General features: G+C 55.1%; 23 protein-coding genes. 20 read left to right on the forward strand and 3 right to left on the reverse strand.

The genetic code is table 11. From position 1 onward, the window contains the following. The first annotated feature begins 4 nt into the window (after positions 1 to 4). The 6 genes from flgG (at position 5) to flgL (ending at position 6287) form a co-directional block, all read left to right on the forward strand. Complete coding sequence (gene flgG / locus EQV24_RS21625; protein WP_008500810.1) at positions 5 to 787, forward strand: flagellar basal-body rod protein FlgG; 783 nt, start codon at positions 5 to 7, stop codon at positions 785 to 787. Between the two features lie 57 nt (positions 788 to 844). Continuing rightward, positions 845 to 1543 carry a flagellar basal body L-ring protein FlgH gene (flgH, locus tag EQV24_RS21630; RefSeq protein WP_003857987.1) on the forward strand — a complete coding sequence of 233 codons (699 nt, stop codon included), beginning with the start codon at positions 845 to 847 and terminating at the stop codon, positions 1541 to 1543. A gap of 12 nt (positions 1544 to 1555) precedes the next feature. Further along, on the forward strand, positions 1556 to 2653 hold the full coding sequence (locus tag EQV24_RS21635; RefSeq protein ID WP_013097134.1) for a flagellar basal body P-ring protein FlgI: 1098 nt from the start codon (positions 1556 to 1558) through the stop codon (positions 2651 to 2653). Beyond that, a complete protein-coding gene (gene flgJ, locus EQV24_RS21640) occupies positions 2653 to 3606 on the forward strand; it encodes a flagellar assembly peptidoglycan hydrolase FlgJ (protein ID WP_130627037.1) in 954 nt (317 codons plus the stop codon). The genes EQV24_RS21635 and flgJ overlap by 1 nt, the downstream gene beginning before the upstream one ends. Before the next feature lie 75 nt (positions 3607 to 3681). Continuing rightward, on the forward strand, positions 3682 to 5319 hold the full coding sequence (gene flgK / locus EQV24_RS21645) for a flagellar hook-associated protein FlgK (protein WP_013097132.1): 1638 nt from the start codon (positions 3682 to 3684) through the stop codon (positions 5317 to 5319). Positions 5320 to 5333: 14 nt separating this feature from the next. After that, on the forward strand, positions 5334 to 6287 hold the full coding sequence (flgL, locus tag EQV24_RS21650) for a flagellar hook-associated protein FlgL (RefSeq protein ID WP_130627038.1): 954 nt from the start codon (positions 5334 to 5336) through the stop codon (positions 6285 to 6287). Between the two features lie 76 nt (positions 6288 to 6363). On the opposite strand, the gene EQV24_RS21655 is transcribed toward flgL, so the two are convergent. Next, positions 6364 to 7578: an MFS transporter gene (locus EQV24_RS21655; protein WP_013097130.1), complete on the reverse strand. Its 1215-nt coding sequence runs from the start codon at positions 7576 to 7578 to the stop codon at positions 6364 to 6366. A 145-nt stretch (positions 7579 to 7723) separates the two neighbouring features. Between EQV24_RS21655 and EQV24_RS21660 the strand changes: the two genes are divergently transcribed. Next, positions 7724 to 8626 carry a LysR family transcriptional regulator gene (locus tag EQV24_RS21660; protein WP_023621658.1) on the forward strand — a complete coding sequence of 301 codons (903 nt, stop codon included), beginning with the start codon at positions 7724 to 7726 and terminating at the stop codon, positions 8624 to 8626. A 40-nt stretch (positions 8627 to 8666) separates the two neighbouring features. Here EQV24_RS21660 and rne read toward each other — a convergent pair whose 3' ends face one another. Beyond that, complete coding sequence (rne, locus tag EQV24_RS21665) at positions 8667 to 11771, reverse strand: ribonuclease E (RefSeq protein WP_130627039.1); 3105 nt, start codon at positions 11769 to 11771, stop codon at positions 8667 to 8669. A gap of 571 nt (positions 11772 to 12342) precedes the next feature. On the opposite strand from rne, the gene rluC reads away from it, so the two are divergent. Next, positions 12343 to 13290, forward strand: coding sequence for a 23S rRNA pseudouridine(955/2504/2580) synthase RluC (gene rluC / locus EQV24_RS21675; RefSeq protein ID WP_028028073.1), 948 nt, complete (start codon positions 12343 to 12345; stop codon positions 13288 to 13290). A gap of 94 nt (positions 13291 to 13384) precedes the next feature. Here rluC and EQV24_RS21680 read toward each other — a convergent pair whose 3' ends face one another. Then, on the reverse strand, positions 13385 to 13969 hold the full coding sequence (locus tag EQV24_RS21680) for a nucleoside triphosphate pyrophosphatase (RefSeq protein ID WP_028028074.1): 585 nt from the start codon (positions 13967 to 13969) through the stop codon (positions 13385 to 13387). A 140-nt stretch (positions 13970 to 14109) separates the two neighbouring features. Here EQV24_RS21680 and yceD point away from each other — a divergent pair, with 140 nt between their 5' ends. The 12 genes from yceD to holB all read left to right on the forward strand — a co-directional run bounded on the left by yceD (position 14110) and on the right by holB (position 23900). Beyond that, positions 14110 to 14631, forward strand: coding sequence for a 23S rRNA accumulation protein YceD (yceD, locus tag EQV24_RS21685; RefSeq protein WP_013097124.1), 522 nt, complete (start codon positions 14110 to 14112; stop codon positions 14629 to 14631). A 16-nt stretch (positions 14632 to 14647) separates the two neighbouring features. Then, a complete protein-coding gene (rpmF, locus tag EQV24_RS21690; protein ID WP_003857964.1) occupies positions 14648 to 14821 on the forward strand; it encodes a 50S ribosomal protein L32 in 174 nt (57 codons plus the stop codon). 80 nt (positions 14822 to 14901) lie between these two features. After that, positions 14902 to 15936, forward strand: a complete 1035-nt coding sequence (plsX, locus tag EQV24_RS21695) for a phosphate acyltransferase PlsX (protein ID WP_130627040.1) — start codon at positions 14902 to 14904, stop codon at positions 15934 to 15936. A 6-nt stretch (positions 15937 to 15942) separates the two neighbouring features. Continuing rightward, a complete protein-coding gene (locus EQV24_RS21700; RefSeq protein ID WP_013097122.1) occupies positions 15943 to 16896 on the forward strand; it encodes a beta-ketoacyl-ACP synthase III in 954 nt (317 codons plus the stop codon). A gap of 15 nt (positions 16897 to 16911) precedes the next feature. Next, positions 16912 to 17841: an ACP S-malonyltransferase gene (gene fabD / locus EQV24_RS21705; RefSeq protein WP_014831447.1), complete on the forward strand. Its 930-nt coding sequence runs from the start codon at positions 16912 to 16914 to the stop codon at positions 17839 to 17841. A gap of 12 nt (positions 17842 to 17853) precedes the next feature. After that, positions 17854 to 18588 (forward strand): 3-oxoacyl-ACP reductase FabG, encoded by a 735-nt coding sequence (gene fabG, locus EQV24_RS21710; protein ID WP_013097120.1) that lies wholly within the window; start codon positions 17854 to 17856, stop codon positions 18586 to 18588. Positions 18589 to 18742: 154 nt separating this feature from the next. Continuing rightward, positions 18743 to 18979 (forward strand): acyl carrier protein, encoded by a 237-nt coding sequence (acpP, locus tag EQV24_RS21715; RefSeq protein ID WP_003857954.1) that lies wholly within the window; start codon positions 18743 to 18745, stop codon positions 18977 to 18979. A gap of 91 nt (positions 18980 to 19070) precedes the next feature. Further along, positions 19071 to 20312: a beta-ketoacyl-ACP synthase II gene (fabF, locus tag EQV24_RS21720; protein WP_028028098.1), complete on the forward strand. Its 1242-nt coding sequence runs from the start codon at positions 19071 to 19073 to the stop codon at positions 20310 to 20312. 121 nt (positions 20313 to 20433) lie between these two features. Continuing rightward, positions 20434 to 21243: an aminodeoxychorismate lyase gene (pabC, locus tag EQV24_RS21725; protein ID WP_058661084.1), complete on the forward strand. Its 810-nt coding sequence runs from the start codon at positions 20434 to 20436 to the stop codon at positions 21241 to 21243. Between the two features lie 2 nt (positions 21244 to 21245). Continuing rightward, positions 21246 to 22268 carry a cell division protein YceG gene (gene yceG, locus EQV24_RS21730; protein ID WP_038979809.1) on the forward strand — a complete coding sequence of 341 codons (1023 nt, stop codon included), beginning with the start codon at positions 21246 to 21248 and terminating at the stop codon, positions 22266 to 22268. Beyond that, complete coding sequence (tmk, locus tag EQV24_RS21735) at positions 22258 to 22899, forward strand: dTMP kinase (protein ID WP_013097116.1); 642 nt, start codon at positions 22258 to 22260, stop codon at positions 22897 to 22899. The genes yceG and tmk overlap by 11 nt, the downstream gene beginning before the upstream one ends. Then, complete coding sequence (gene holB, locus EQV24_RS21740) at positions 22896 to 23900, forward strand: DNA polymerase III subunit delta' (RefSeq protein ID WP_023621897.1); 1005 nt, start codon at positions 22896 to 22898, stop codon at positions 23898 to 23900. Before tmk ends, holB begins: the two co-directional genes overlap by 4 nt. The last annotated feature ends 3 nt before the right edge of the window (positions 23901 to 23903 follow it).

A 23903-nucleotide genomic window follows, 5' to 3' on the forward strand; every position in this document is an offset into this window, starting at 1 on the left:
CCCTATGATCAGTTCTTTATGGATCGCGAAAACTGGCCTGGACGCGCAGCAAACCAATATGGATGTGATTGCCAACAACCTGGCAAACGTCAGCACCAATGGTTTCAAGCGTCAGCGTGCCGTTTTCGAAGATTTGCTTTACCAAACCATTCGTCAGCCGGGTGCGCAGTCCTCTGAGCAAACCACGCTGCCGTCAGGTTTGCAGATCGGTACCGGTGTTCGTCCGGTCGCCACCGAGCGTCTGCACAGCCAGGGCAACCTGTCTCAGACCAACAACAGCAAAGACGTCGCCATTAAAGGCCAGGGTTTCTTCCAGGTGCAGTTGCCTGACGGGACCTCTGCCTATACCCGTGACGGCTCGTTCCAGGTCGATCAGAACGGCCAGCTGGTCACGGCCGGTGGTTTCCAGGTTCAGCCTGCTATCACGATCCCGGCGAATGCCCTGAGCATCACCATCGGGCGTGACGGCGTGGTGAGCGTCACCCAGCAGGGACAGGCCGCGCCTGTTCAGGTGGGGCAGCTCAACCTGACCACCTTCATGAACGATACCGGTCTGGAAAGCATTGGCGAGAACCTCTACACCGAAACGCAATCCTCCGGTACGCCGAATGAGAGCACCCCGGGCCTGAACGGGGCAGGGCTGCTGTATCAGGGTTATGTGGAAACCTCGAACGTGAACGTGGCGGAAGAGCTGGTGAATATGATCCAGGTCCAGCGCGCGTATGAAATTAACAGTAAAGCAGTGTCGACGACCGACCAGATGCTGCAGAAACTGACGCAACTCTAAGGCGCAGCCCGGTGCGGTGAATGCCGCACCGGCTCCCTGTTTTCGAAGATGAAGGCAATGCAAAAAAACGCGGCGTTTCGTTATCCGATTCTGACTGTTCTGGCCGTCACCCTTAGCGGATGTGCCTGGATCCCGTCTAAACCATTGGTCCAGGGTGCGACGACCGCCCAACCCGTTCCTGGCCCTGCGCCAGTGGTGAACGGCTCCATTTTCCAGACCGCGCAGCCGATCAACTATGGTTATCAGCCGCTGTTTGAAGACCGTCGCCCGCGTAACGTCGGCGATACCCTGACCATTGTGCTGCAGGAGAACGTCAGCGCGAGCAAGAGCTCGTCGGCGAATGCCAGCCGCGATGGCAAAACCAATTTTGGCTTCGATACCGTACCGCGCTATCTGCAGGGACTTTTCGGTAATGCACGTGCGGATGTTGAGGCGTCTGGCGGCAATACCTTTAACGGTAAAGGTGGCGCGAACGCCAGCAATACCTTCAGCGGCACGCTGACGGTAACGGTTGACCAGGTGCTGGTTAACGGCAATTTACATGTGGTGGGTGAAAAACAGATCGCCATTAACCAGGGCACTGAATTCATTCGCTTCTCCGGTGTGGTTAACCCTCGCACCATCAGCGGCACCAACACCGTTCCGTCCACCCAGGTGGCGGATGCGCGCATTGAGTACGTCGGTAACGGCTATATCAACGAAGCGCAAAATATGGGCTGGCTGCAGCGCTTCTTCCTTAATTTATCGCCGATGTAAGCGAGGTGACCCATGTTTAAATCGATCTTCGCCGTGGCGCTGATGCTGGTGGCAACATTTGCCCAGGCTGACCGCATTCGCGATCTCACCAGCGTTCAGGGCGTGCGTGAAAACTCCCTCATTGGCTATGGTCTGGTGGTTGGCCTGGATGGCACGGGTGACCAGACCACACAGACGCCATTCACCACCCAGAGCTTGAACAACATGCTGTCCCAGCTCGGTATCACCGTACCGGCGGGCACCAACATGCAGTTGAAAAACGTGGCGGCGGTAATGGTAACCGCTTCCTACCCGGCGTTTGCGCGTCAGGGGCAGACCATCGATGTGGTGGTTTCCTCCATGGGTAACGCCAAAAGCCTGCGCGGCGGTACGCTGCTGATGACTCCGCTGAAAGGGGTGGATAGCCAGGTTTATGCCCTGGCGCAGGGTAACATTCTGGTGGGCGGCGCGGGGGCCTCTGCAGGCGGCAGCAGCGTGCAGGTCAACCAGCTGAACGGCGGGCGTATCACTAACGGTGCAATCATTGAGCGTGAACTGCCGACCCAGTTCGGCGCGGGGAATACCATCAACCTGCAGCTGAACAACGAAGATTTCACCATGGCGCAGCAGATCGCCGACACCATCAACCGCAGCCGCGGCTATGGCAGTGCGACGGCGCTGGACGCCCGTACCGTGCAGATCCGCACCTCAACGGGCGGCAGCAACCAGGTGCGCATGCTGGCCGATATCCAGAACATGGAAGTGAATGTCCCTGTTCAGGATGCCAAAGTGATCATCAACTCCCGTACCGGTTCGGTGGTGATGAACCGTGAAGTGTCGCTGGACAGTTGCGCCGTGGCGCAGGGTAACCTCTCGGTAACGGTCAACCGCTCCGCCAACGTCAGCCAGCCGGATACCCCGTTTGGTGGTGGGCAGACGGTGGTAACGCCGCAAACCCAGATCGATTTGCGTCAGAGCGGGGGCTCGCTGCAGAGCGTACGCTCCAGTGCCAACCTCAACAGCGTGGTGCGTGCCCTGAATGCCCTGGGGGCAACGCCGATGGATCTGATGTCTATTCTGCAATCCATGCAAAGTGCGGGCTGTCTGCGCGCCAAACTGGAAATCATCTGATGCTGACCGATAGCAAACTGTTGACCAGCGCGGCCTGGGATGCCCAGTCGCTTAACGAACTGAAAACCCAGGCAGGCAAAGACCCGGCGGCGAATATCCGCCCGGTCGCCCGCCAGGTGGAGGGGATGTTTGTACAGATGATGCTGAAGAGCATGCGTGAAACCCTGCCTAAAGACGGCATGTTCAGCAGTGATTCAACGCGCCTGTATACCAGCGTGTATGACCAACAGATTGCGCAGCAGATGACCGCCGGTAAAGGGCTCGGTCTGGCTGACATGATAGTCAAACAGACCGAAGCCGCGCAGGGGATCCAGCCGAAGGATGAGCCGCAGCAGGTGCCGATGAAGTTCGACCTGCAAACGGTGACCAGTTATCAGAACCAGGCGCTGACGCAAATGGTGCGTAAAGCGATACCGAAGGCGACGGTGAGCAGCGATGAGCCGCTCTCCGGCGACAGCAAAGACTTCCTGGCACAGCTTTCGCTGCCGGCCCGTCTTGCCAGTGAACAGAGTGGGGTGCCACATCACCTGATTCTGGCCCAGGCCGCGCTGGAATCGGGCTGGGGTCAGCGCCAGATCCGTAAGGAAAACGGCGAGCCGAGCTTCAACATCTTTGGCGTGAAGGCGAATGCCAGCTGGAAGGGGCCGACAACCGAGATCACCACCACCGAATATGAAAACGGTGCGGCGGTGAAGATCAAAGCAAAATTCCGCGTTTACAGCTCTTATCTGGAAGCGTTGTCCGATTATGTAGGCCTGTTGAGCCGCAACCCGCGTTATGCCGCCGTTACGCAGGCGGCTACGCCTGAACAGGGCGCGCAGGCCCTGCAAAATGCGGGCTATGCCACCGATCCGAACTATGCGCGTAAGCTCACCAGCATGATTCAGCAGCTTAAATCGATGGGCGAGAAAGTCAGCAAAGCCTATAGCACAGATATCGAAAATCTGTTCTGAAACTTCTCAAGTCCCGGTGGAGGCTGCCGATAACTTTCATCAGGACTCGTGTCTGAACGAATAAAAGGAACCTCCATGTCCAGTTTGATTAACAGCGCCATGAGTGGCCTCAGTGCTGCTCAGGCGGCACTCAATACCGTCAGTAATAACATTTCAAGCTATAACGTGGCAGGTTACACCCGCCAGACGACCGTGCTGGGTGCGTCTAACAGCACGCTGACCGGCGGTGGCTGGGTGGGCAACGGGGTGTATGTGTCTGGTGTACAGCGTGAATATGATGCTTTCATCACCAACCAACTGCGCGCCGCGCAAACGCAGAGTAGCGGTCTGACGACGCGCTATCAGCAGATGTCAAAAATTGACGATGTGCTCTCTGATTCCACCAACTCACTTTCGACGACGCTTCAGGATTTCTTCAAAAGCCTGCAAACGCTGGTGAGTAACGCGGAAGACCCGGCCGCAAGACAGACGGTGCTGGGAAAAGCGGATGGTCTGGTCAATCAGTTTAAAACGAACGACCAGTATCTTCGCGATCAGGATTCTCAGGTTAATACCGCCATCGCTTCAAGCGTTGAGCAGATCAACAACTACGCAAAACAGATTGCGAATCTGAACGATCAGATTTCCCGTCTTACCGGCGTAGGGGCAGGTTCATCGCCAAATGACCTGCTGGATCAGCGCGATCAGCTGGTGAGTGAGCTGAACCAAATTGTGGGTGTTGAAGTGGCTGTTCAGGACGGTGGCACCTATAACGTCTCCTTTGGCAACGGTTACAGCCTGGTGCAGGGGAGCAAAGCAAACCAGTTAGCTGCGGTGAAATCCAGCGCCGATCCGACCCGGACGACTATCGCCTACAGTGATGAGGTGTCCGGCAACGTCGAAATTCCCGAGAAAATGGTCACCACCGGTTCGCTGGGGGGCTTGTTTACGTTCCGCTCAGAAGATCTGGATAAAGCGCGTAACAACCTCAACCAGCTGGCACTGGCCTTTGCGGACGCGATGAATAAGCAGCATGAAGCCGGGTTTGATGCCAATGGCGATGCCGGTGGCAAGCTGTTCGACTTTGGTTCGCCAGCCGTGGTAACCAACAGCCGCAATACCGGTACGGCCGCAATGACGGCCACTGTGGCAGACAGCACCAAAGTGCAGGCCACCGATTATAAGCTGCAGTTTAACGGCACCGACTGGACGATCACCCGTTCGGATAAAACCAGCTTCACCATGGCCCCGGACGCAAGTGGCAATCTCTCCTTTGATGGCCTGAGCGTCAACGTGACCGGTAGTGCGAACGCCAAAGACAGTTTCATCGTCAAGCCTGTTTCTGATGTCATCGTCAATATGGAGCTCAAGTTCAAAGATGAGTCCAAACTGGCTATGGCATCCGCAAGCAACGGCGGCGAGAGCGACAACCGCAATGGCCAAAAACTGCTCGATCTGCAAAACAGTAAGGTTGTTGGCGGCAATAAGACTTTCAACGATGCCTATGCTTCCCTTGTCAGTACGGTCGGCAGCTCAACCGCCGCGCTGAAAACCAGCAGCGAAACGAAAGCGAATGTGGCGACGCAACTGACTAAGCAGCAGCAGTCCATCTCTGGGGTAAACCTCGACGAAGAGTATGGAAACCTGCAGCGCTATCAGCAGTATTACCTTGCCAATGCGCAGGTGTTACAAACTGCCAGCACGCTTTTTGATGCAATTATCAATATTCGCTAAGGCTGAGGTGAAAAATGCGTATTAGCACCCAGATGATGTACGACCAGAACATGCGGGGAATCACCGATTCCCAGAGCAAGTGGCTGAGCTACGGTGAGCAAATGTCCACCGGTAAGCGTGTTAACCGTCCGTCGGACGATCCTATTGCGGCGTCGCAGGCGGTTGTGCTGTCACAGGCTCAGGCGCAAAACAGCCAGTTTGACCTTGCTCGTACTTTTGCAACGCAGAAAGTGTCACTTGAAGAGAGCGTCCTCTCCCAAGTAACAACTGCCATTCAAAGTGCTCAGGAAAAAATTGTCTATGCAGGAAACGGGACGTTAAGTGATAGCGATCGGGCATCGCTAGCGACGGACTTGCAAGGGATTCGCGATCAGCTGATGAACCTTGCGAACAGCACGGACGGCAATGGGCGATACATTTTCGCTGGTTATAAGACGGAGTCCGTCGCTTTTGACCAAACCAGCGGCGATTATATAGGCGGTGATACTCCAATTAACCAGCAGGTGGATTCTTCGCGAAATATGCAGATCAGCCATACAGGCACAGAGGTTTTTGCCACCTTTACCAGTAATGCAACGCCGGAGCCTGGTGGGGGAACGCAGGAAAGGAACCTCTTCAAGATCCTGGATAAAGCAATCGCCTCGCTAAACACACCTGTTGGTGACGATCAAGATAAAGCCGATCAGGAGAGAGCGGCCATTGATGTTGCTAACCGGGGGCTGCGTAACACTCTTGATAATATATTAACCGTTCGGGCTGATTTGGGTACTAAGCTTAACGAGCTGGATAAACTGAACACGTTAAGTAATGACCGGGCGCTATCTCAGACCGCGCAAATGAGCGATCTTGTAGATGTGGACTGGAATGAAGCGATTTCCTCTTACACCATGCAGCAGGCTGCCTTGCAGGCGTCCTATAAAGCGTTTAGCGATATGCAGGGTATGTCGCTGTTCCAGTTGAACAAATAACATCTTTACCTCTTAGAACATGTCTTGAAACTGGGCATGTTTTGACTGCCCAATCCGTCTGGATTGGGCATTTTTTTTAGGCGATGTCTGCCTGCACGGCGCTGACGCGAGCGCTCTCAATCAGGCGAATGACCAGCGCAATGACGCCGCATACCGTCGCAAGCGCGACCACCCCGGTCCATCCCGCCAGCGTATAGATATTACTGCCCAGCGCAGAGCCCAGTGCCATGCCGATGAAGATTACCGTAAAGAGCAGGGCGTTCAGGCGTCCACGGGCCTGCGGCTCAAGGCTATACACCAGATTCTGATGCGCCACCAGGCTTGACTGCAGACCCAGATCGAACCCGACGGCGGAGAGGGCAATCAGGATGAGCTGTCCATGAAGGCCCAGCGCGGGCATCAGGAACATCAGGGCAAATGAGACGGTCACGAGAAGCGCACCGAGTTGCGTGACTTTTCCGGCGCCCAGCTTATCGGCCAGACCTCCCGCCAGCGGGGCGGCTAACGCACCTGCAGCACCCGCAATACCAAATCCCCCCGCGACCGCACTTCCTAAGTGATAACGTTCCAGCAGCATCACTGCCAGCGTGGACCAGAAGGCGCTAAAGGCAATCGACAGAAAACCCTGAGCCAGCGCCGCGCGGCGCAGAGCCGGATAACGACGCCACAGGTGTTCCATAGAACGCAGCAGCGCCGGATAGCTCAGGGTGGAGTGGATGGCAAACCGCGGGAGTACGGCCCACATCACAACGCCGATAAACGCAATGCTTGCGGCGGCCAGCTGGTACATGACGCGCCAGCCAAAAGCTTCACCCACCACGCCGCTGACGGTTCGGGAGAGCAGAATACCCAGCAACAGGCCGGTCATCACCGTACCGACGGTTTTCCCCTGTTTGCCTTCCGGTGCAAGGATTGCCGCGGCAGGGACGATATCCTGCGCCATGGTGGCGGCCATGCCAATAAGCAGACTTGCCAGCAGCAGGGAGTGGATCTGTCCGGTCAGGCTACAGCCAAGCAGAAATAGCGCCAGGGCTGCACTTTTTATCAGGATCAGTGTTCTGCGGTCGTGGCGGTCGCCGAGCGGCAGCAGGAACAGGATCCCCAGAGCATATCCTGCCTGGGTAAGCGTCGGGACCATGCCCATTCCTTCAATACTCAGATGCAGGTCAGCGCCCATCAGCGGCAGCAGAGGCTGAGCATAATAGATGGATGCCACACTGAAGCCCGCACCGAGCGCCAGCATTAAGATGACCCAGCGGCTTACGGCATGGGCGGCGGATGTTGTGTTCATAAGATGTTCCTCATTCATCGTGTGTGGCTATTTTTTATCAGCATGCCTTGCAGCGGTAGCGGGCCCGGTGGTAAAACGCTTATACGTTTAGCGTATAGGCAAAGAGATGATTAAAAGAATTGAGCGTATAGACAGGGTGGAGTTAATGCGCACGTTTGTTCGTATTGTTGAGGCCGGGTCCCTCTCTGCGGCGGCACGGCAGCTGGCAACCACCCAGGCCACGGTGAGCCGACGGTTGCAGTCGCTTGAGACGATGCTCGGTGTGCGCCTGATATTGCGCACTACTCACACGACGCGTCTGACGGATGACGGCGAGCGCTGCTATCAGCACGCCCGTCGGGTGATTGACAGCTGGCTGGCACTGGAAGATGAGGTAGGGCAGACGGAAGACGAACCGGTAGGCGTCCTGCGGGTTCGCGCCCCGCACGCGTTTGGTCAGGATCAGCTCCTGAAACCGTTAACCGAATTTCTGCAGCGTTATCCGCAGCTTTCTATTGAGTGGATGCTCAACGACCGGTCGGCTGACTTTCTCGGCGACAACCTTGACTGTGCGATTCGGGTGGGCATGGAGGTTGACCCGGCGACCGTGTCCGTGCTGCTGGCTGAGGTGCCGCGCTCAGTGGTGGCTTCTCCGGCATTGCTGGCCCGTTTTCCAGCGGTTAACACCCCGGAAGATTTGCAGCAGCTTCCCTGGATAGCCATCAGCTCTTTCTACCAGCGCCATGTGGAGCTTTTTCACGATGCCTCGCCAGCCACCGCGCGCGTGGCGATTACTCCCCGCCTCAGTACCGACAGTCTGTATGTCGCACGCAATACGGCTATCACCGGGCTTGGCGTGGCGGTGGTATCAAGCTGGACAGTGCAGGACGATATTCGGGAAGGGCGGCTGGTGCATTTACTGCCCGAGTGGCAGCCGGCGGCGTTACCGGTGCATCTGGTTTACCCCTGGTCCCGCTACTATCCGGCGCGCTTGCGGCGTTTTCTGGAGTTGATGCGGCAGATCATGCCGGAGGTCACTGGAATGAGAAAGCCGCTACCGCAGCCATAAAAAAGCCGACCCGAAGGTCGGCTTTCACACTTAGCGTGCGTTATTCAACTGACTGCGGACGGGTTGCTGGTGCAGTAGCCTTGTGCGTAGCACTGTGACCACCGGCAGCACCTTTACCTTCGAAGTTGAACTCCGGGCGAACCCAGTCGCTGTGACGCGGTGCTTCAGGCACATACTCAGGCGCAGGGGCGCGAGTCATCGGTGCTGTGGCAACGTGCGCAGGCGCGACGGCAACCTTCACCGGCTCGGGTTTCACTTCCGGCGCTTTCGCTTCTTCAACAACAGGTTCAACCTGAATCTCAACGTCCTGCACAACCTCTTCGGTCGTGGTTTCAACGATAGTTTCAGCGGTTTCTTCCACTGCGGCTACAGGTTCAGCCTCTTCAGCGACTTCTTCAGCCACCACGGCATCTTCTTCGGCAATAAGCTGCGGCGCGGCATCAACCGGGGCGGCAATCACTTCTGGATGGGTGGTTTCGACGTCCACAGCGTGAGGTGCTTCAGTTTCAACAACCTGTGGTTCAACCACGGTTGCCGCTGCCGTTACAACCTCTTCTGCCGCTGCTGCTGGTGCTGGTGCAATCACCTCTTCGGTCACTGCCTGTTCTTCAACAGCCTGTTCCGGGCGAGCAACAGGGTAGCGGATCCAGACTTTACCGGATGCCATTTCAGGTGACGCGCACGCCACGGTCATTGGCATTGGGGACTGCGTTGGGTAACGCTCGTCACGGTAGCGACGACGACGCTGACCGCTCACGCGCAGATGACGCGGAGAACGGCGCGAGCGACGCGGCATACCCGCGTTGTCACGGTTTTCACCGTTTTCATCCTGCTCTATCTGATTTTCCACGATGGCCGGGAGGTCAACTTTCGCAACCTGCGTGCCCGTTGTGGTTTCTGTCACTTCGGCTGCGACAGCTGCGGTTTCTTCTGCCTGAACAGCACCGACGCGCACTTTCTGAGTCAGCTGGCGCTGCTTACGACGTGGCATAACCTGAGTACGTTCTTCCTGCTCGGTCTCCTGCTGCTCAGCAGGCTCTTCGCGATTCAGGTTTTTAACGTCCTGCTGCGCCTGGCGTTTTTCGTCGTTACGGCGACGGTTACGCTCACGGCGAGGCTGCTGCTCGTCGCGCTGTTTGCTCTTCTCGGACTCATCGCCCGCCTGCTGGCGAATTTCACGATCTTCAACGTTCTGCTGTTGTTTCTCGCGACGGTTGCGACGGTTGTCTTCGCGTTGCTCACGGCCTTCATTGTTGTCCGAACGGTTGTCACGACGCTCGTTACGGTCGCTGCGGTCATTACGATCGCGGCGGTTGTTCTGACGCTTACGACGGTCCTGCTGACGCTCAGGTTTAGCCGCTTTAGGTTCTTCTTTCGGCTGCTCTGGCTGAACTTCTTCACCTGCGAACATTTTCTTCAGCGCGCCAAAGAAACGGCTCAGCAGACCCGGTTGTGCTGGCTCGGCTTTTGCCGCCACTGCCGGTTTTTGTGCCGCAGGTTTAGCCGCTGGTTTTTCCAGGGCACTTTCTGGCGGAGCTTCCGGCATGATGAAGGTCGCTAACGCAGGCTGCTCTGGCAGTTTACGCTCGGCTGGCTCTTCATCAGATGGCAGCGCCATCTCTTCTTCATGCAGCTTCGGCAGCAGGTAGCTGAGCGTGCTGGTCTCTTCGCCTTTACGGACACGCAGCACGTGATAGTGCGGCGTTTCCATCTGGTCGTTTGGCACGATGATGCAGCGAACGCCGCCCTGGCGCGCTTCAATGGCACTCACCGCGGCACGTTTTTCGTTCAGCAGGTAGGAGGCAATTGGCACCGGAACAATGGCGTGAACCTCTTTGGTGTTCTCTTTCAGCGCTTCTTCTTCAATCAGACGCAGAATAGAGAGAGACAGAGATTCGTTATCACGAACGGTCCCGGTACCGGAGCAGCGCGGGCAAACGTGATGGCTGGATTCGCCCAGAGACGGGCTCAGGCGCTGACGGGACATCTCCAGCAGGCCGAAGCGTGAAATATGGCTAATCTGGATACGCGCACGATCCTGGCGCACCGCTTCGCGCAGACGGTTTTCAACCGCACGCTGATGACGAACAGGGGTCATGTCGATAAAGTCGATAACAATCAGACCACCCAGGTCGCGCAGGCGGAGCTGGCGGGCGATTTCATCAGCGGCTTCAAGGTTGGTGTTGAAGGCGGTCTCTTCGATATCGCCGCCGCGCGTCGCACGTGCGGAGTTGATGTCGATAGCGGTCAGCGCTTCTGTGGTATCGATAACGATAGAACCGCCGGATGGCAGACGCACTTCACGCTGGAAGGCGGACTCAATCTGGGATTCAATCTGATAGTGGCTGAACAGCGGGATTTCGCCGGTGTACAGTTTGATTTTGCTGGTGAAGTCCGGACGACCCAGTGCGGCGATGTGCTGGCGAGCCAGCTCAAGCACTTTCGGGTTGTCGATGAGAATTTCACCGATATCCTGACGCAGATAGTCGCGGAAGGCACGTACAATAACGTTACTTTCCTGGTGGATCAGGAACGGAGCAGGGCGGCTTTCTGCTGCTTTCTGGATAGCTTCCCAGTGCTTCAGACGGAAGCTTAAGTCCCACTGCAGCGCTTCGGCAGATTTGCCCACACCGGCGGTACGCACGATAAGACCCATGCCATCCGGCAGTTCAAGACTGGCCAGCGCTTCTTTCAGTTCGGTACGGTCATCGCCTTCGATACGTCGAGAGATACCACCCGCACGCGGGTTGTTTGGCATCAGCACCAGATAACTTCCTGCCAGGCTGATAAAGGTTGTCAGTGCGGCACCTTTGTTGCCGCGCTCTTCTTTATCAATCTGAACAATCACTTCCTGACCTTCACGCAGAACATCTTTGATATTCGGACGGCCATGAGCGTTGTAGTTAGCAGGGAAATATTCGCGGGCGATTTCTTTCAGAGGGAGGAAACCATGACGCTCAGCACCGTAATCGACAAATGCAGCCTCAAGGCTTGGTTCAATGCGGGTGATTTTACCTTTGTAAATGTTCGCTTTTTTCTGTTCGTGTCCAGGACTTTCGATATCCAGATCGTACAGGCGCTGCCCATCCACAAGGGCGACACGCAACTCTTCTTGCTGAGTTGCGTTGATTAACATTCTTTTCATCGTAACTTACTCGTTATTCTTACATTGACGACAAAGCTGCGGGCAAGGTGACGCTTTCCGGGGTATGAACCGATGGCCTCGTGTCTATTCACGTCGCCAACCTCACGGTTGTCGCTCGCTTAAGAGGCGCAGAGTGTCGGTTGCCTGTGTTTCATACGGAAACACAGCGCAATTATCAGGGGAATTGCCTGGGTAGAACTCTCCAGAGAACAATCCTTATACCGGGAAGTACTGCAACCCGCAGCCCGCTAACTGCCTGAAAGATCAATACGTCTTACGCCATTGCTGCGTGGATGATCGGTCAGACAAAATTGGTCATTCCGTCGACATCCTTACAAAACCCGGATTTAACGCGGAAAACGGCTTCATTATTCCACTGCTCGCCGGGTTATAGCAAGATGACTTTTACCAATTATCACCCGGTTACTCACAGTTTCTTCACTTCAGTATGGTGATTGGTTTAATAACCACCAAATCGATTGCGCGAAACCGGGGCAGGCCGGATAAAAGTAAATATAAGCATAGAAAAATGAGTGGCGCTAATGCCTGACGATATTTAGAATCGCCAACCATGAAAACAGAGACTCCAGCCGTAAAAATGGTTGCTATCGCCGATGATGAAGCGGGGCAACGTATCGATAACTTTTTGCGCACCCAGCTGAAAGGGGTACCAAAAAGCATGATTTACCGCATCCTGCGTAAGGGCGAGGTGCGGGTTAACAAAAAACGCGTGAAACCTGAGTATAAGCTCGAAGCCGGTGACGAAGTGCGTATCCCGCCGGTGCGTGTTGCCGAACGTGAAGAAGAGGTCGTGTCGCCTAAGCTGCAGAAGGTGGCCGCCCTGAGTGATGTGATCCTGTATGAAGATGATCATATCCTGGTGCTGAATAAACCGTCGGGTACGGCGGTACACGGCGGCAGCGGTCTCAGCTTCGGCGTGATTGAAGGGCTGCGCGCGCTGCGCCCGGAAGCCCGTTTCCTCGAACTGGTTCACCGTCTCGATCGTGACACCTCTGGCGTGCTGCTGGTCGCCAAAAAACGTTCAGCCCTGCGCTCGTTGCACGAGCAGTTGCGCGAAAAAGGGATGCAGAAAGATTATCTGGCGCTGGTGCGCGGTCAGTGGCAGTCCCACGTGAAAGTGGTGCAGGCCCCGCTGTTGAAAAATATTTTGCAAAGCGGTGAGCGAATTGTTCGCGTCAGCCAGGAAGGTAAACCGTCTGAGACGCGCTTTAAAGTAGAAGAGCGCTATGAGTTTGCCACCCTGGTGCGCTGTAGCCCGGTGACGGGCCGAACCCATCAGATTCGCGTGCATACCCAGTTTGCGGGCCATCCGATTGCGTTTGACGATCGCTATGGCGACAGGGAATTTGATAAGCAACTGGCGGGGACGGGGCTGTCGCGTCTGTTCCTGCATGCGGCAGCGCTGAAGTTTACCCATCCAAATACCGGCGAGACTATACGTATTGAAGCGCCGCTGGATGAGCAGTTGAAACGCTGCCTGAAAGTTCTGCGCGGCTAAGGTAAAAGTTAAACGGCAACGGAATTGCCGTTTTTAATGTTTGCCCCCTCTCCCTGTGGGAGAGGGCCGGGGTGAGGGCATCAGGCCGCAACGGTCACGCCGTCAGCGGATTACACGCTTCGCGTCTTAACATCTGGCACAGCGCAATCAGCGGTAAGCCCACCAGCGTGTTCGGATCACGCCCCTCCAGCTTTTCGAAGAGCGCAATCCCAAGACCTTCACTTTTAAAACTGCCGGCGCAGTTGAGAGGCCGTTCACGACGCACATAATCAGTGATTTCTTGCTCGCTCAGGTGTCGGAAGTGAACATCAAACGGTTCGCATTCGGTCTGCAGGTGGCCCACGGCGGAGTTGTAGAGCGCGAGGCCGGTATAAAAGGTAACAATATTGCCGCGCGCCTGCATAAGCTGTTTACAGGCATTCTCTTCGGTGTGTGGCTTACCGGTGATGACACCATCCAGCACGCAAACCTGATCGGAGCCTATAATCAAATGCGAAGGGTATTGTGCGGCAAGCGATTGTGCTTTCTCTTTCGCCAGACGCGTTACTAAATGACGCGGCGACTCGCCAGGTTGTGGCGTCTCGTCAACGTCCGGCGCGGCACACACAAACGGGATCCCGAGCTTTTCCAGCAACATTCGGCGGTAGGGAGAAGTGGAAGCGAGAACGAGATTTGGCATATTTTTATCACCAGATATAGCGTATCGATGCCAGCCATTTTAAACTACAGGCCGCAATGTGTGCGAATAATTGGCAAAAGGCAGCCCTGGTTGCCTTTTTCTTTGACTATATGACGTTACAAAGTTAATATGCGCGCCCTATGCAAAAGGTAAAATTACCCCTGACTCTTGATCCGGTTCGTACGGCTCAAAAACGCCTCGATTACGAAGGTATCTATACTTCCGATCAGGCTGAGCGTATTGCCGAATCCGTAGTCAGTGTGGACAGTGATGTGGAATGCTCCATGTCGTTCGCTATCGATAACCAGCGCCTTGCCGTTTTAACCGGTGATGCAAAGGTGACGGTAACGCTCGAATGTCAGCGTTGCGGGAAACCGTTCACACAGCACGTTCACACAACGTATTGTTTCAGTCCGGTTCGTTCTGACGAACAGGCTGAGGCACTCCCGGAAGCGTATGAGCCGATTGAGGTTAACGAATTCGGTGAAATCGATCTTCTGGCTCTGGTTGAAGATGAAATCATCCTCACCTTGCCAGTGGTTCCGGTGCATGATTCTGAACACTGTGAAGTGTCCGAGGCGGACATGGTCTTTGGGGAACTGCCTGATGAAGCGCAAAAACCAAACCCATTTGCCGTATTAGCCAGCTTAAAGCGTAAGTAATTGAGGAGTAAGGTCCATGGCCGTACAACAGAATAAACCAACCCGTTCCAAACGTGGCATGCGTCGTTCCCATGACGCGCTGACTGCAGTTACCAGCCTGTCTGTAGACAAGACTTCTGGTGAGAAACACCTGCGTCACCACATCACTGCTGACGGTTTCTACCGCGGCCGCAAGGTTATCACTAAGTAATCACGCGTTTGCGTGATTAGGCTTAGTGAGGAACTCCCCGTGCAAACGGGGAATTTACCGAACCAGGCTGCGACGATACCTTGACACGTCTAACCCTGGCGTTAGATGTCATGGGAGGAGATTTTGGGCCTTCCGTGACAGTGCCTGCAGCATTGCAGGCACTGAATTCTAATTCGCAACTCACACTTCTTTTAGTCGGCAATCCCGACACAATCACGCCATTACTTGCAAAAGCTGACTTCGAACAACGTTCACGTCTGCAGATTATTCCTGCGCAGTCAGTTATTGCCAGTGATGCCCGGCCATCGCAGGCGATTCGCAATAGCCGTGGCAGCTCTATGCGAATGGCGCTGGAGTTGGTAAAAGAAGGACGTGCGCAGGCCTGCGTCAGCGCGGGAAATACCGGCGCGCTGATGGGGCTGTCGAAATTACTGCTCAAGCCTATTGAGGGCATTGAGCGTCCGGCGCTGGTGACGGTACTCCCGCATCAGCAAAAGGGCAAAACGGTGGTGCTCGATCTGGGCGCTAACGTCGATTGTGATAGTACAATGCTGGCTCAGTTTGCCGTGATGGGGTCGGTGCTGGCAGAAGAAGTGGTCGGGATCACCAATCCCCGTGTTGCGTTACTGAACATAGGTGAAGAAGAGACCAAAGGCCTGGACAGCATTCGTGACGCTGCCGAATTGCTTAAACAGGTTCCCTCCATCAACTATATTGGTTATCTCGAAGCCAATGAGTTGCTGACGGGGAAAACGGATGTTCTGGTGTGTGATGGCTTCACTGGAAACGTGACGTTGAAGACCATGGAAGGGGTTGTGCGAATGTTCCTTTCTCTCCTCAAATCGCAGGGAGAAGGTAAAAAAAGCGCCTGGTGGCTGATTTTATTAAAGCGTTGGTTACAAAAAAGCCTGACGCGGCGATTCAGTCACCTCAACCCCGACCAGTATAATGGCGCCTGTCTGTTAGGATTGCGCGGCATTGTGATCAAGAGTCACGGTGCCGCCAATCAGCGAGCATTTACTGTCGCCATTGAACAGGCAGTGCAGGCGGTGCAGCGACAAGTCCCTCAGCGGATTGCCGCTCGCCTGGAATCTGTATTAGCTAAAAGTGACTGAGCGTACATGTATACGAAGATTATTGGTACCGGCAGCTATCTGCCAACACAAGTGCGAACCAACGCCGATCTGGAAAAAATGGTAGATACGTCTGACGAGTGGATTGTCACGCGCACAGGTATCCGTGAACGTCGTATCGCCGCGCCAGACGAAACCGTGTCCACCATGGGTTACGAAGCCGCACAGCGTGCTATCGAGATGGCGGGCATCGATAAAGATCAGATTGGTTTGATCGTGGTTGCCACAACATCGGCCACGCATGCTTTCCCAAGCGCAGCGTGCCAGGTGCAGAATATGCTCGGTATTAAAGGCTGCCCGGCGTTTGACGTTGCCGCAGCCTGCGCAGGTTTCACCTATGCATTGAGCGTTGCCGATCAGTATGTAAAATCCGGCGCGGTGAAGTATGCGCTGGTGATCGGTGCTGACGTGCTGGCGCGTACCTGCGATCCAACCGATCGCGGAACGATCATTATTTTTGGCGATGGTGCGGGTGCCGTACTGCTGGGTCAGTCTGAAGAGCCGGGCATCATCTCCACGCATCTGCATGCTGACGGTAGCTATGGCGAACTGTTAACGCTGCCTAATGCCGACCGTGTGAATCCGGACAGCTCTATCTACCTGACCATGGCAGGTAACGAAGTGTTTAAGGTCGCCGTGACGGAACTGGCCCACATTGTTGATGAAACGCTGGAGGCGAATGGCCTTGAGCGCACCGCACTCGACTGGCTGGTGCCGCATCAGGCGAACCTGCGTATTATCAGTGCAACCGCGAAAAAGCTGGGCATGTCGATGGATAACGTTGTGGTGACGCTCGATCGCCACGGCAATACCTCTGCGGCGTCAGTACCGTGCGCCTTTGATGAAGCGGTACGTGACGGACGAATCAAACGGGGCCAGTTGGTCTTGCTTGAAGCCTTCGGTGGCGGGTTCACCTGGGGTTCCGCGCTGGTTCGTTTCTAGGATAAGGATTAAAAGATGACGCAATTTGCTTTTGTGTTTCCGGGTCAGGGCTCTCAAACCGTTGGGATGTTGTCTGAAATGGCAGCAAACTATCCGGTAATCGAAGAGACTTTCCGTGAAGCTTCCGATGCGCTGGGTTATGATTTATGGGCGCTGACCCAACAAGGTCCGGCCGAAGAGCTGAACAAAACCTGGCAGACTCAGCCAGCACTGCTGACCGCTTCCGTTGCGCTGTGGCGCGTCTGGCAGCAGAAGGGCGGTAAAGCGCCAGCCCTGCTCGCGGGCCATAGCCTGGGTGAATACTCTGCGCTGGTCTGTGCCGGTGTGATCGCCTTTGCTGACGCGGTACGTCTGGTAGAACTGCGTGGTAAATTCATGCAGGAAGCGGTGCCAGAAGGCACGGGCGGCATGTCTGCTATTATCGGTCTCGACGATGCTTCCATCGCAAAAGCGTGTGAAGAATCAGCAGAAGGTCAGGTGGTTTCACCGGTTAACTTCAACTCGCCAGGCCAGGTGGTTATCGCCGGTCATAAAGAAGCGGTTGAACGTGCAGGTGCAGCCTGTAAAGCCGCGGGCGCGAAACGTGCGCTGCCGCTGCCAGTGAGTGTTCCGTCCCACTGTGCGCTGATGAAACCTGCTGCTGACAAGCTGGCGGTTGAACTGGAAAAAATTACCTTTAACGCACCGACGATTTCCGTTGTGAACAACGTTGATGTGAAATGTGAAACCACGCCGGAGGCTATCCGTGATGCGCTGGTTCGCCAGCTTTATAGCCCGGTACAGTGGACCAAAACCGTTGAGTTTATGGCCTCTCAGGGCGTTGAGCACCTGTACGAAGTCGGCCCAGGGAAAGTCCTGACTGGTTTGACAAAACGTATTGTTGACACCCTGACTGCCTCGGCGATTAACGAGCCGGAAGCCATTGAAGCGGCACTCTCGCAATAAAAGAGGAATACCATGAGTTTTGAAGGAAAAATTGCCCTGGTCACTGGCGCAAGCCGCGGTATCGGGCGTGCAATTGCTGAAACACTGGCCGCGCGCGGCGCGAAAGTGATTGGTACAGCAACCAGCGAGAATGGCGCGAAGGCCATCAGCGACTATCTGGGTGCGAACGGTAAAGGTCTGGTACTGAATGTGACCGAACCTGCATCTATCGAATCTGTTCTGGAAAATATTCGCGCAGAGTTTGGCGAAGTGGATATTCTGGTCAATAATGCCGGGATCACTCGCGATAACCTGTTGATGCGAATGAAAGACGACGAGTGGAACGATATTATCGAAACCAACCTGTCATCTGTATTCCGTCTGTCAAAAGCGGTAATGCGCGCTATGATGAAAAAGCGTCATGGTCGTATTATCACTGTCGGTTCTGTGGTTGGTACCATGGGAAATGCTGGTCAGGCTAACTACGCTGCGGCGAAAGCAGGTCTGATTGGTTTCAGTAAGTCGCTGGCGCGTGAAGTCGCGTCCCGCGGGATTACTGTAAACGTTGTTGCTCCGGGCTTTATTGAAACGGACATGACGCGTGCGCTGACTGATGAGCAGCGTGCGGGTACGCTGGCAGCTGTTCCTGCGGGCCGCTTAGGCGACCCTAAAGAAATTGCCAGCGCGGTTGCATTTTTAGCCTCTGACGAAGCGGGTTACATCACTGGTGAAACCCTCCACGTCAACGGCGGGATGTATATGGTTTAATCACGATCGAAAATATTTGCGTTATTGGGGGGATTGGCCTCAAAATAACGTAAAATCGTGGTAAGACCTGCCGGGATTTAGTTGCAAATTTTTCAACATTTTATACACTACGAAAACCATCGCGAAAGCGAGTTTTGATAGGAAATTTAAGAGTATGAGCACTATCGAAGAACGCGTTAAGAAAATTATCGGCGAACAGCTGGGCGTTAAGCAGGAAGAAGTTGTGAACTCCGCTTCCTTCGTTGAAGACCTGGGCGCAGATTCTCTTGACACCGTTGAGCTGGTAATGGCTCTGGAAGAAGAGTTTGATACTGAGATTCCGGACGAAGAAGCTGAGAAGATCACCACCGTTCAGGCTGCCATTGATTACATCAACGGCCACCAGGCGTAAGTGAACATCTCCAGGCGGTCATTCGACCGCCTGAGTTTTATCTTTTTTAGTCCCACGAATCTCTTTTTTTATCCCTCCCTGGAGGACAAACGTGTCTAAGCGTCGTGTAGTTGTGACCGGACTTGGCATGTTGTCTCCTGTCGGCAATACCGTAGAGTCCACCTGGAAAGCTCTCCTTGCCGGTCAGAGCGGCATCAGCCTAATCGACCATTTCGATACTAGCGCCTATGCAACGAAATTTGCTGGCTTAGTAAAGGATTTTAACTGTGAAGAGATCATCTCGCGCAAAGAACAGCGCAAGATGGATGCCTTCATTCAATATGGAATTGTCGCTGGCGTTCAGGCCATGCAGGATTCTGGCCTTGAAATTACGGAAGAGAACGCAACCCGTATCGGTGCCGCTATTGGCTCCGGGATTGGCGGTCTTGGTCTGATCGAGGAAAACCATTCATCTCTCATGAATGGCGGACCGCGTAAAATCAGCCCGTTCTTCGTTCCGTCCACGATTGTTAATATGGTGGCGGGTCACCTGACCATCATGTTCGGTCTGCGTGGGCCAAGCATTTCTATCGCGACCGCATGTACCTCTGGCGTGCATAACATCGGCCAGGCCGCGCGTATGATTGCGTACGGCGATGCAGATGCTATGGTGGCGGGCGGTGCTGAAAAAGCCAGTACCCCGCTTGGCGTGGGTGGCTTTGGTGCTGCGCGCGCGCTGTCTACCCGCAACGATAATCCTCAGGCGGCAAGCCGTCCTTGGGACAAAGACCGTGACGGTTTCGTGCTGGGCGATGGTGCAGGTATGCTCGTTCTGGAAGAGTACGAACATGCGAAAAAACGTGGCGCGAAAATTTATGCTGAAGTCGTTGGCTTTGGTATGAGCAGCGATGCCTATCACATGACGTCACCGCCAGAAAATGGTGCGGGCGCCGCGCTGGCCATGGAAAACGCGATTCGCGATGCGGGTATTACCCCAGCGCAAATCGGCTACGTTAACGCACACGGTACCTCTACCCCTGCGGGCGATAAAGCAGAAGCTCAGGCTGTTAAGTCTATCTTCGGTGAATCTGCCAGCCGTGTACTGGTCAGTTCCACAAAATCCATGACCGGTCACCTGTTGGGTGCGGCGGGTGCTGTAGAGTCTATTTACTCTATTCTTGCGCTGCGCGACCAGGCTGTTCCGCCAACCATCAACCTGGATAACCCGGATGAAGGTTGCGATCTGGACTTCGTTCCTCACGAAGCGCGCCAGGTGAGTGGAATGGAGTACACCCTGTGTAACTCCTTCGGCTTTGGCGGTACTAACGGTTCTCTGATCTTCAAAAAGATCTGAGTCTGCATACCCTATGGCTGTGAAAAAAGGTCCGCTTGTCGGGCCTTTTTTATTCAGGCTAATCTTCTTGTCGGCTGCACGACATCCTGCCAGACTAAACGCCCACGCATAAGGAGCCACCATGTTTTTAATCAATGGCCTTGAGCAAGAATCTCTGCCTGCAAGCGACAGGGCGACTCAGTTTGGTGATGGCTGCTTTACCACGGCGCGCATTGCGGATGGCGACGTGTGTCTGCTGGATGCGCATATACGTCGTCTGCAAACGGCCTGCAAAACGTTACTGATCCCCTTTACGCAATGGGACACGTTGCGCCAGGAAATGCGCCAGCTTGCGTCCGGAAAGCCCAGTGGGGTACTCAAGGTCATTATCAGCCGCGGCAGCGGTGGACGGGGTTATAGCGGTGCCAGTTGCCAACATCCCACCCGGATCCTGTCGGTTTCTGCGTATCCTGCCCAGTATCCGCGCTGGCGTGAAGAGGGCGTTACCCTGACCCTCAGCCCGGTACGTCTGGGAAGAAACCCCATGCTTGCCGGGATAAAACATCTCAATCGTCTTGAGCAGGTGCTAATCCGTACTCATCTTGAGCAGACGACAGCCGATGAAGCGCTGGTTCTTGACAGCGAAGGGTTCATTACGGAATGCTGTGCGGCTAATTTATTCTGGCGGCAGGGCAACACTGTTTTCACGCCTTCGCTGGAACAGGCGGGAGTCAACGGTATCATGCGTCAGTTTTGTTTGCAGCAGTTGGCACGCTCTGACTTTCACGTTGTCGAAGTTAACGCACGCGAAGAGGCGTTGCAGGCAGCAGATGAAATCGTTATTTGCAACGCGCTGATGCCGGTCATACCTGTCCGCGCTTATGGTCAAATTTGCTTGCCATCGCGCGAGCTGTTCTCTTTTTTAGCCCCGATATGTGAGCAAACCAGATAGTCATGAAGAAAATGTTGCGCTTTGTCCTCCTTCTAATCGTTGCGCTGGGTATCGCTGGCGGCGCGGGAATGTGGAAAGTTCGCCAGCTGGCGGACAGTAAGATCCTGATTAAGGACGAAACGATCTTTACCCTGAAAGCGGGAACCGGGCGACTGGCGCTCGGTGAACAGCTTTATGGCGATAAAATCATTAATCGTCCACGCGTGTTCCAGTGGTTATTGCGTGTGGAACCTGAGCTGTCTCATTTTAAAGCTGGCACCTATCGTTTCACGCCCGGGATGACCGTCAGAGAAATGCTACAGCTGCTGGAAAGCGGCAAAGAAGCGCAGTTCCCGCTGCGGTTTGTTGAAGGGATGCGCCTTAGCGATTACCTCAAACAGCTGCGTGATGCGCCGTATATTAAACACACGCTGAAAGATGACAGTTACCAGACGGTTGCCGCGGTACTTGAATTTGAACATCCCGAGTGGGTTGAAGGCTGGTTCTGGCCTGACACCTGGATGTATACAGCCGGAACAACCGATGTGGCGATCCTGAAACGTGCGCACAAAAAAATGGTCGCGGCGGTGGAATCTGCGTGGGAAGGGCGCGCCGATGGCCTGCCGTATAAAGATCAAAACCAGTTTGTCACCATGGCCTCAATTATTGAGAAAGAGACCGCGGTGGCTTCAGAGCGCGACCAGGTGGCGTCGGTCTTTATCAACCGACTGCGCATTGGCATGCGTCTGCAAACTGACCCTACCGTGATTTACGGAATGGGTGAGAACTACAGCGGCAAGATTTCACGAAAAGATCTGGAGACGCCGACGGCGTATAATACCTACGTTATTAGCGGCCTGCCGCCAGGCCCGATTGCCACGCCGAGCGAAGCCTCGCTTAAGGCGGCCGCGCATCCGGCAAAAACACCGTATCTCTACTTTGTGGCTGATGGAAAAGGGGGGCATACCTTTAACACCAACCTTGCCAGCCATAATCGCTCCGTTCAGGATTATCTGAAGGCACTTAAGGAAAAAAATGCGCAGTAAATACATTGTCATTGAGGGACTCGAAGGAGCCGGTAAAACCACAGCCCGCAACGTGGTAATCGAAACGCTGAAAACGCTCGGCGTTGCGGACATGGTGTTTACCCGTGAACCCGGCGGTACGCAGCTGGCTGAAAAGCTGCGCAGCCTGGTGCTGGATATCAAATCCGTGGGCGATGAAGTTATCACTGACAAAGCCGAAGTGCTGATGTTCTATGCCGCTCGCGTGCAGTTGGTAGAGACGGTCATCAAACCGGCTCTGGCCGCTGGCAAGTGGGTCATTGGCGACCGTCACGATCTGTCGACTCAGGCGTATCAGGGCGGGGGACGCGGAATTGACCAGACAATGCTGGCAACGTTGCGTGATGCAGTATTAGGGGATTTCCGCCCCGATCTGACGCTGTATCTGGATGTAACGCCGGAAGTGGGCCTGAAGCGCGCGCGCGCGCGCGGCGAGCTGGATCGCATTGAGCAAGAGTCGCTCGACTTCTTTAATCGCACCCGCGCGCGTTATCTTGAACTCGCCAGTCAGGACAGTTCCATTCGCACCATTGATGCGACGCAGTCCCTGGAAGAGGTGACCCGTTCCATTGAGGAAACTGTCAAACACTGGCTACAGGAGCAACAGGCATGAAATGGTACCCATGGTTGCGCCCGCACTTTGAACAGCTGATCGCCAGCTATCAGGCCGGACGGGGGCATCATGCGTTACTGATTCAGGCATTGCCGGGCATGGGTGAAGATGCATTGATCTACGCCATCACCCGTTTTCTGATGTGCCAGCAGCCAGAAGGTCACAAAAGCTGCGGTAAATGCCGCGGCTGCCAGCTGATGCAGGCGGGCACGCATCCTGACTATTACACGCTGGAGCCTGAGAAGGGCAAAAGTGCGCTCGGTATCGATGCCGTGCGTGAAGTCAGTGAAAAATTATACGAGCACGCACGACTGGGTGGCGCAAAAGTCGTCTGGCTGAAAGACGCGGCGTTGCTTACCGAGGCGGCGGCAAACGCGCTGCTTAAAACGCTGGAGGAGCCACCGGAAAAAACGTGGTTCTTCCTGTCATGCCGCGATCCGGGTCGATTACTGGCGACGTTACGCAGTCGGTGTCGGCTTCATCACCTTGCGACTCCCCAGGAATCGTGGGCGCTGAGCTGGCTGGAGCGTGAGGTGACAACGTCACAGGATAGCGCGTTGTCCGCATTGCGCCTCAGCAGCGGCGCACCTGCCGCGGCGCTGGCTCTGCTGCAGGCGGACGTCTGGTCGCAACGAGAAGCGCTTTGCCGCGCCGTTGCCTCTGCGCTGGAGAGCGGTGACTGGTTGAGCGTACTGCCTGCACTTAACAGCGATCAGGCTGCCGAGCGTCTGCACTGGCTAGCTGCCTTACTTCTGGATGCCCTCAAGATCCAGCAGGGGGCCACGCTGCTGACCAATCCCGATGTCTGGCCACTGGTAAACACGCTGGCGAATCGTCTGCCTGGCGCCACGTTGCGTGCGATTCTGCACGATACTTGCCAGAGCCGCGAACAACTTTTAACGGTAACCGGTCTTAATCGCGAGCTTGTACTGACCGACCAGTTATTGCGTATCGAACATTACCTGCAACCAGGCGTTACTCCGCCTGTTTCCCATCTCTGAGAG

Origin of the sequence: Enterobacter sp. A8 (assembly GCF_004296595.1) — a bacterium.
In the GTDB taxonomy this organism is placed as follows: domain Bacteria; phylum Pseudomonadota; class Gammaproteobacteria; order Enterobacterales; family Enterobacteriaceae; genus Enterobacter; species Enterobacter cloacae.

Bases quoted from the DNA above. Each gene is read 5' to 3' on its own strand.
- flgG (WP_008500810.1), top strand. From the start codon at position 5: ATGATCAGTTCTTTATGGATCGCGAAAACTGGCCTGGACGCGCAGCAA.
- flgH (WP_003857987.1), top strand. From the start codon at position 845: ATGCAAAAAAACGCGGCGTTTCGTTATCCGATTCTGACTGTTCTGGCC.
- EQV24_RS21635 (WP_013097134.1), top strand. From the start codon at position 1,556: ATGTTTAAATCGATCTTCGCCGTGGCGCTGATGCTGGTGGCAACATTT.
- flgJ (WP_130627037.1), top strand. From the start codon at position 2,653: ATGCTGACCGATAGCAAACTGTTGACCAGCGCGGCCTGGGATGCCCAG.
- flgK (WP_013097132.1), top strand. From the start codon at position 3,682: ATGTCCAGTTTGATTAACAGCGCCATGAGTGGCCTCAGTGCTGCTCAG.
- flgL (WP_130627038.1), top strand. From the start codon at position 5,334: ATGCGTATTAGCACCCAGATGATGTACGACCAGAACATGCGGGGAATC.
- EQV24_RS21655 (WP_013097130.1), bottom strand. From the start codon at position 7,578: ATGAACACAACATCCGCCGCCCATGCCGTAAGCCGCTGGGTCATCTTA.
- EQV24_RS21660 (WP_023621658.1), top strand. From the start codon at position 7,724: ATGCGCACGTTTGTTCGTATTGTTGAGGCCGGGTCCCTCTCTGCGGCG.
- rne (WP_130627039.1), bottom strand. From the start codon at position 11,771: ATGAAAAGAATGTTAATCAACGCAACTCAGCAAGAAGAGTTGCGTGTC.
- rluC (WP_028028073.1), top strand. From the start codon at position 12,343: ATGAAAACAGAGACTCCAGCCGTAAAAATGGTTGCTATCGCCGATGAT.
- EQV24_RS21680 (WP_028028074.1), bottom strand. From the start codon at position 13,969: ATGCCAAATCTCGTTCTCGCTTCCACTTCTCCCTACCGCCGAATGTTG.
- yceD (WP_013097124.1), top strand. From the start codon at position 14,110: ATGCAAAAGGTAAAATTACCCCTGACTCTTGATCCGGTTCGTACGGCT.
- rpmF (WP_003857964.1), top strand. From the start codon at position 14,648: ATGGCCGTACAACAGAATAAACCAACCCGTTCCAAACGTGGCATGCGT.
- EQV24_RS21700 (WP_013097122.1), top strand. From the start codon at position 15,943: ATGTATACGAAGATTATTGGTACCGGCAGCTATCTGCCAACACAAGTG.
- fabD (WP_014831447.1), top strand. From the start codon at position 16,912: ATGACGCAATTTGCTTTTGTGTTTCCGGGTCAGGGCTCTCAAACCGTT.
- fabG (WP_013097120.1), top strand. From the start codon at position 17,854: ATGAGTTTTGAAGGAAAAATTGCCCTGGTCACTGGCGCAAGCCGCGGT.
- acpP (WP_003857954.1), top strand. From the start codon at position 18,743: ATGAGCACTATCGAAGAACGCGTTAAGAAAATTATCGGCGAACAGCTG.
- pabC (WP_058661084.1), top strand. From the start codon at position 20,434: ATGTTTTTAATCAATGGCCTTGAGCAAGAATCTCTGCCTGCAAGCGAC.
- yceG (WP_038979809.1), top strand. From the start codon at position 21,246: ATGAAGAAAATGTTGCGCTTTGTCCTCCTTCTAATCGTTGCGCTGGGT.
- tmk (WP_013097116.1), top strand. From the start codon at position 22,258: ATGCGCAGTAAATACATTGTCATTGAGGGACTCGAAGGAGCCGGTAAA.
- holB (WP_023621897.1), top strand. From the start codon at position 22,896: ATGAAATGGTACCCATGGTTGCGCCCGCACTTTGAACAGCTGATCGCC.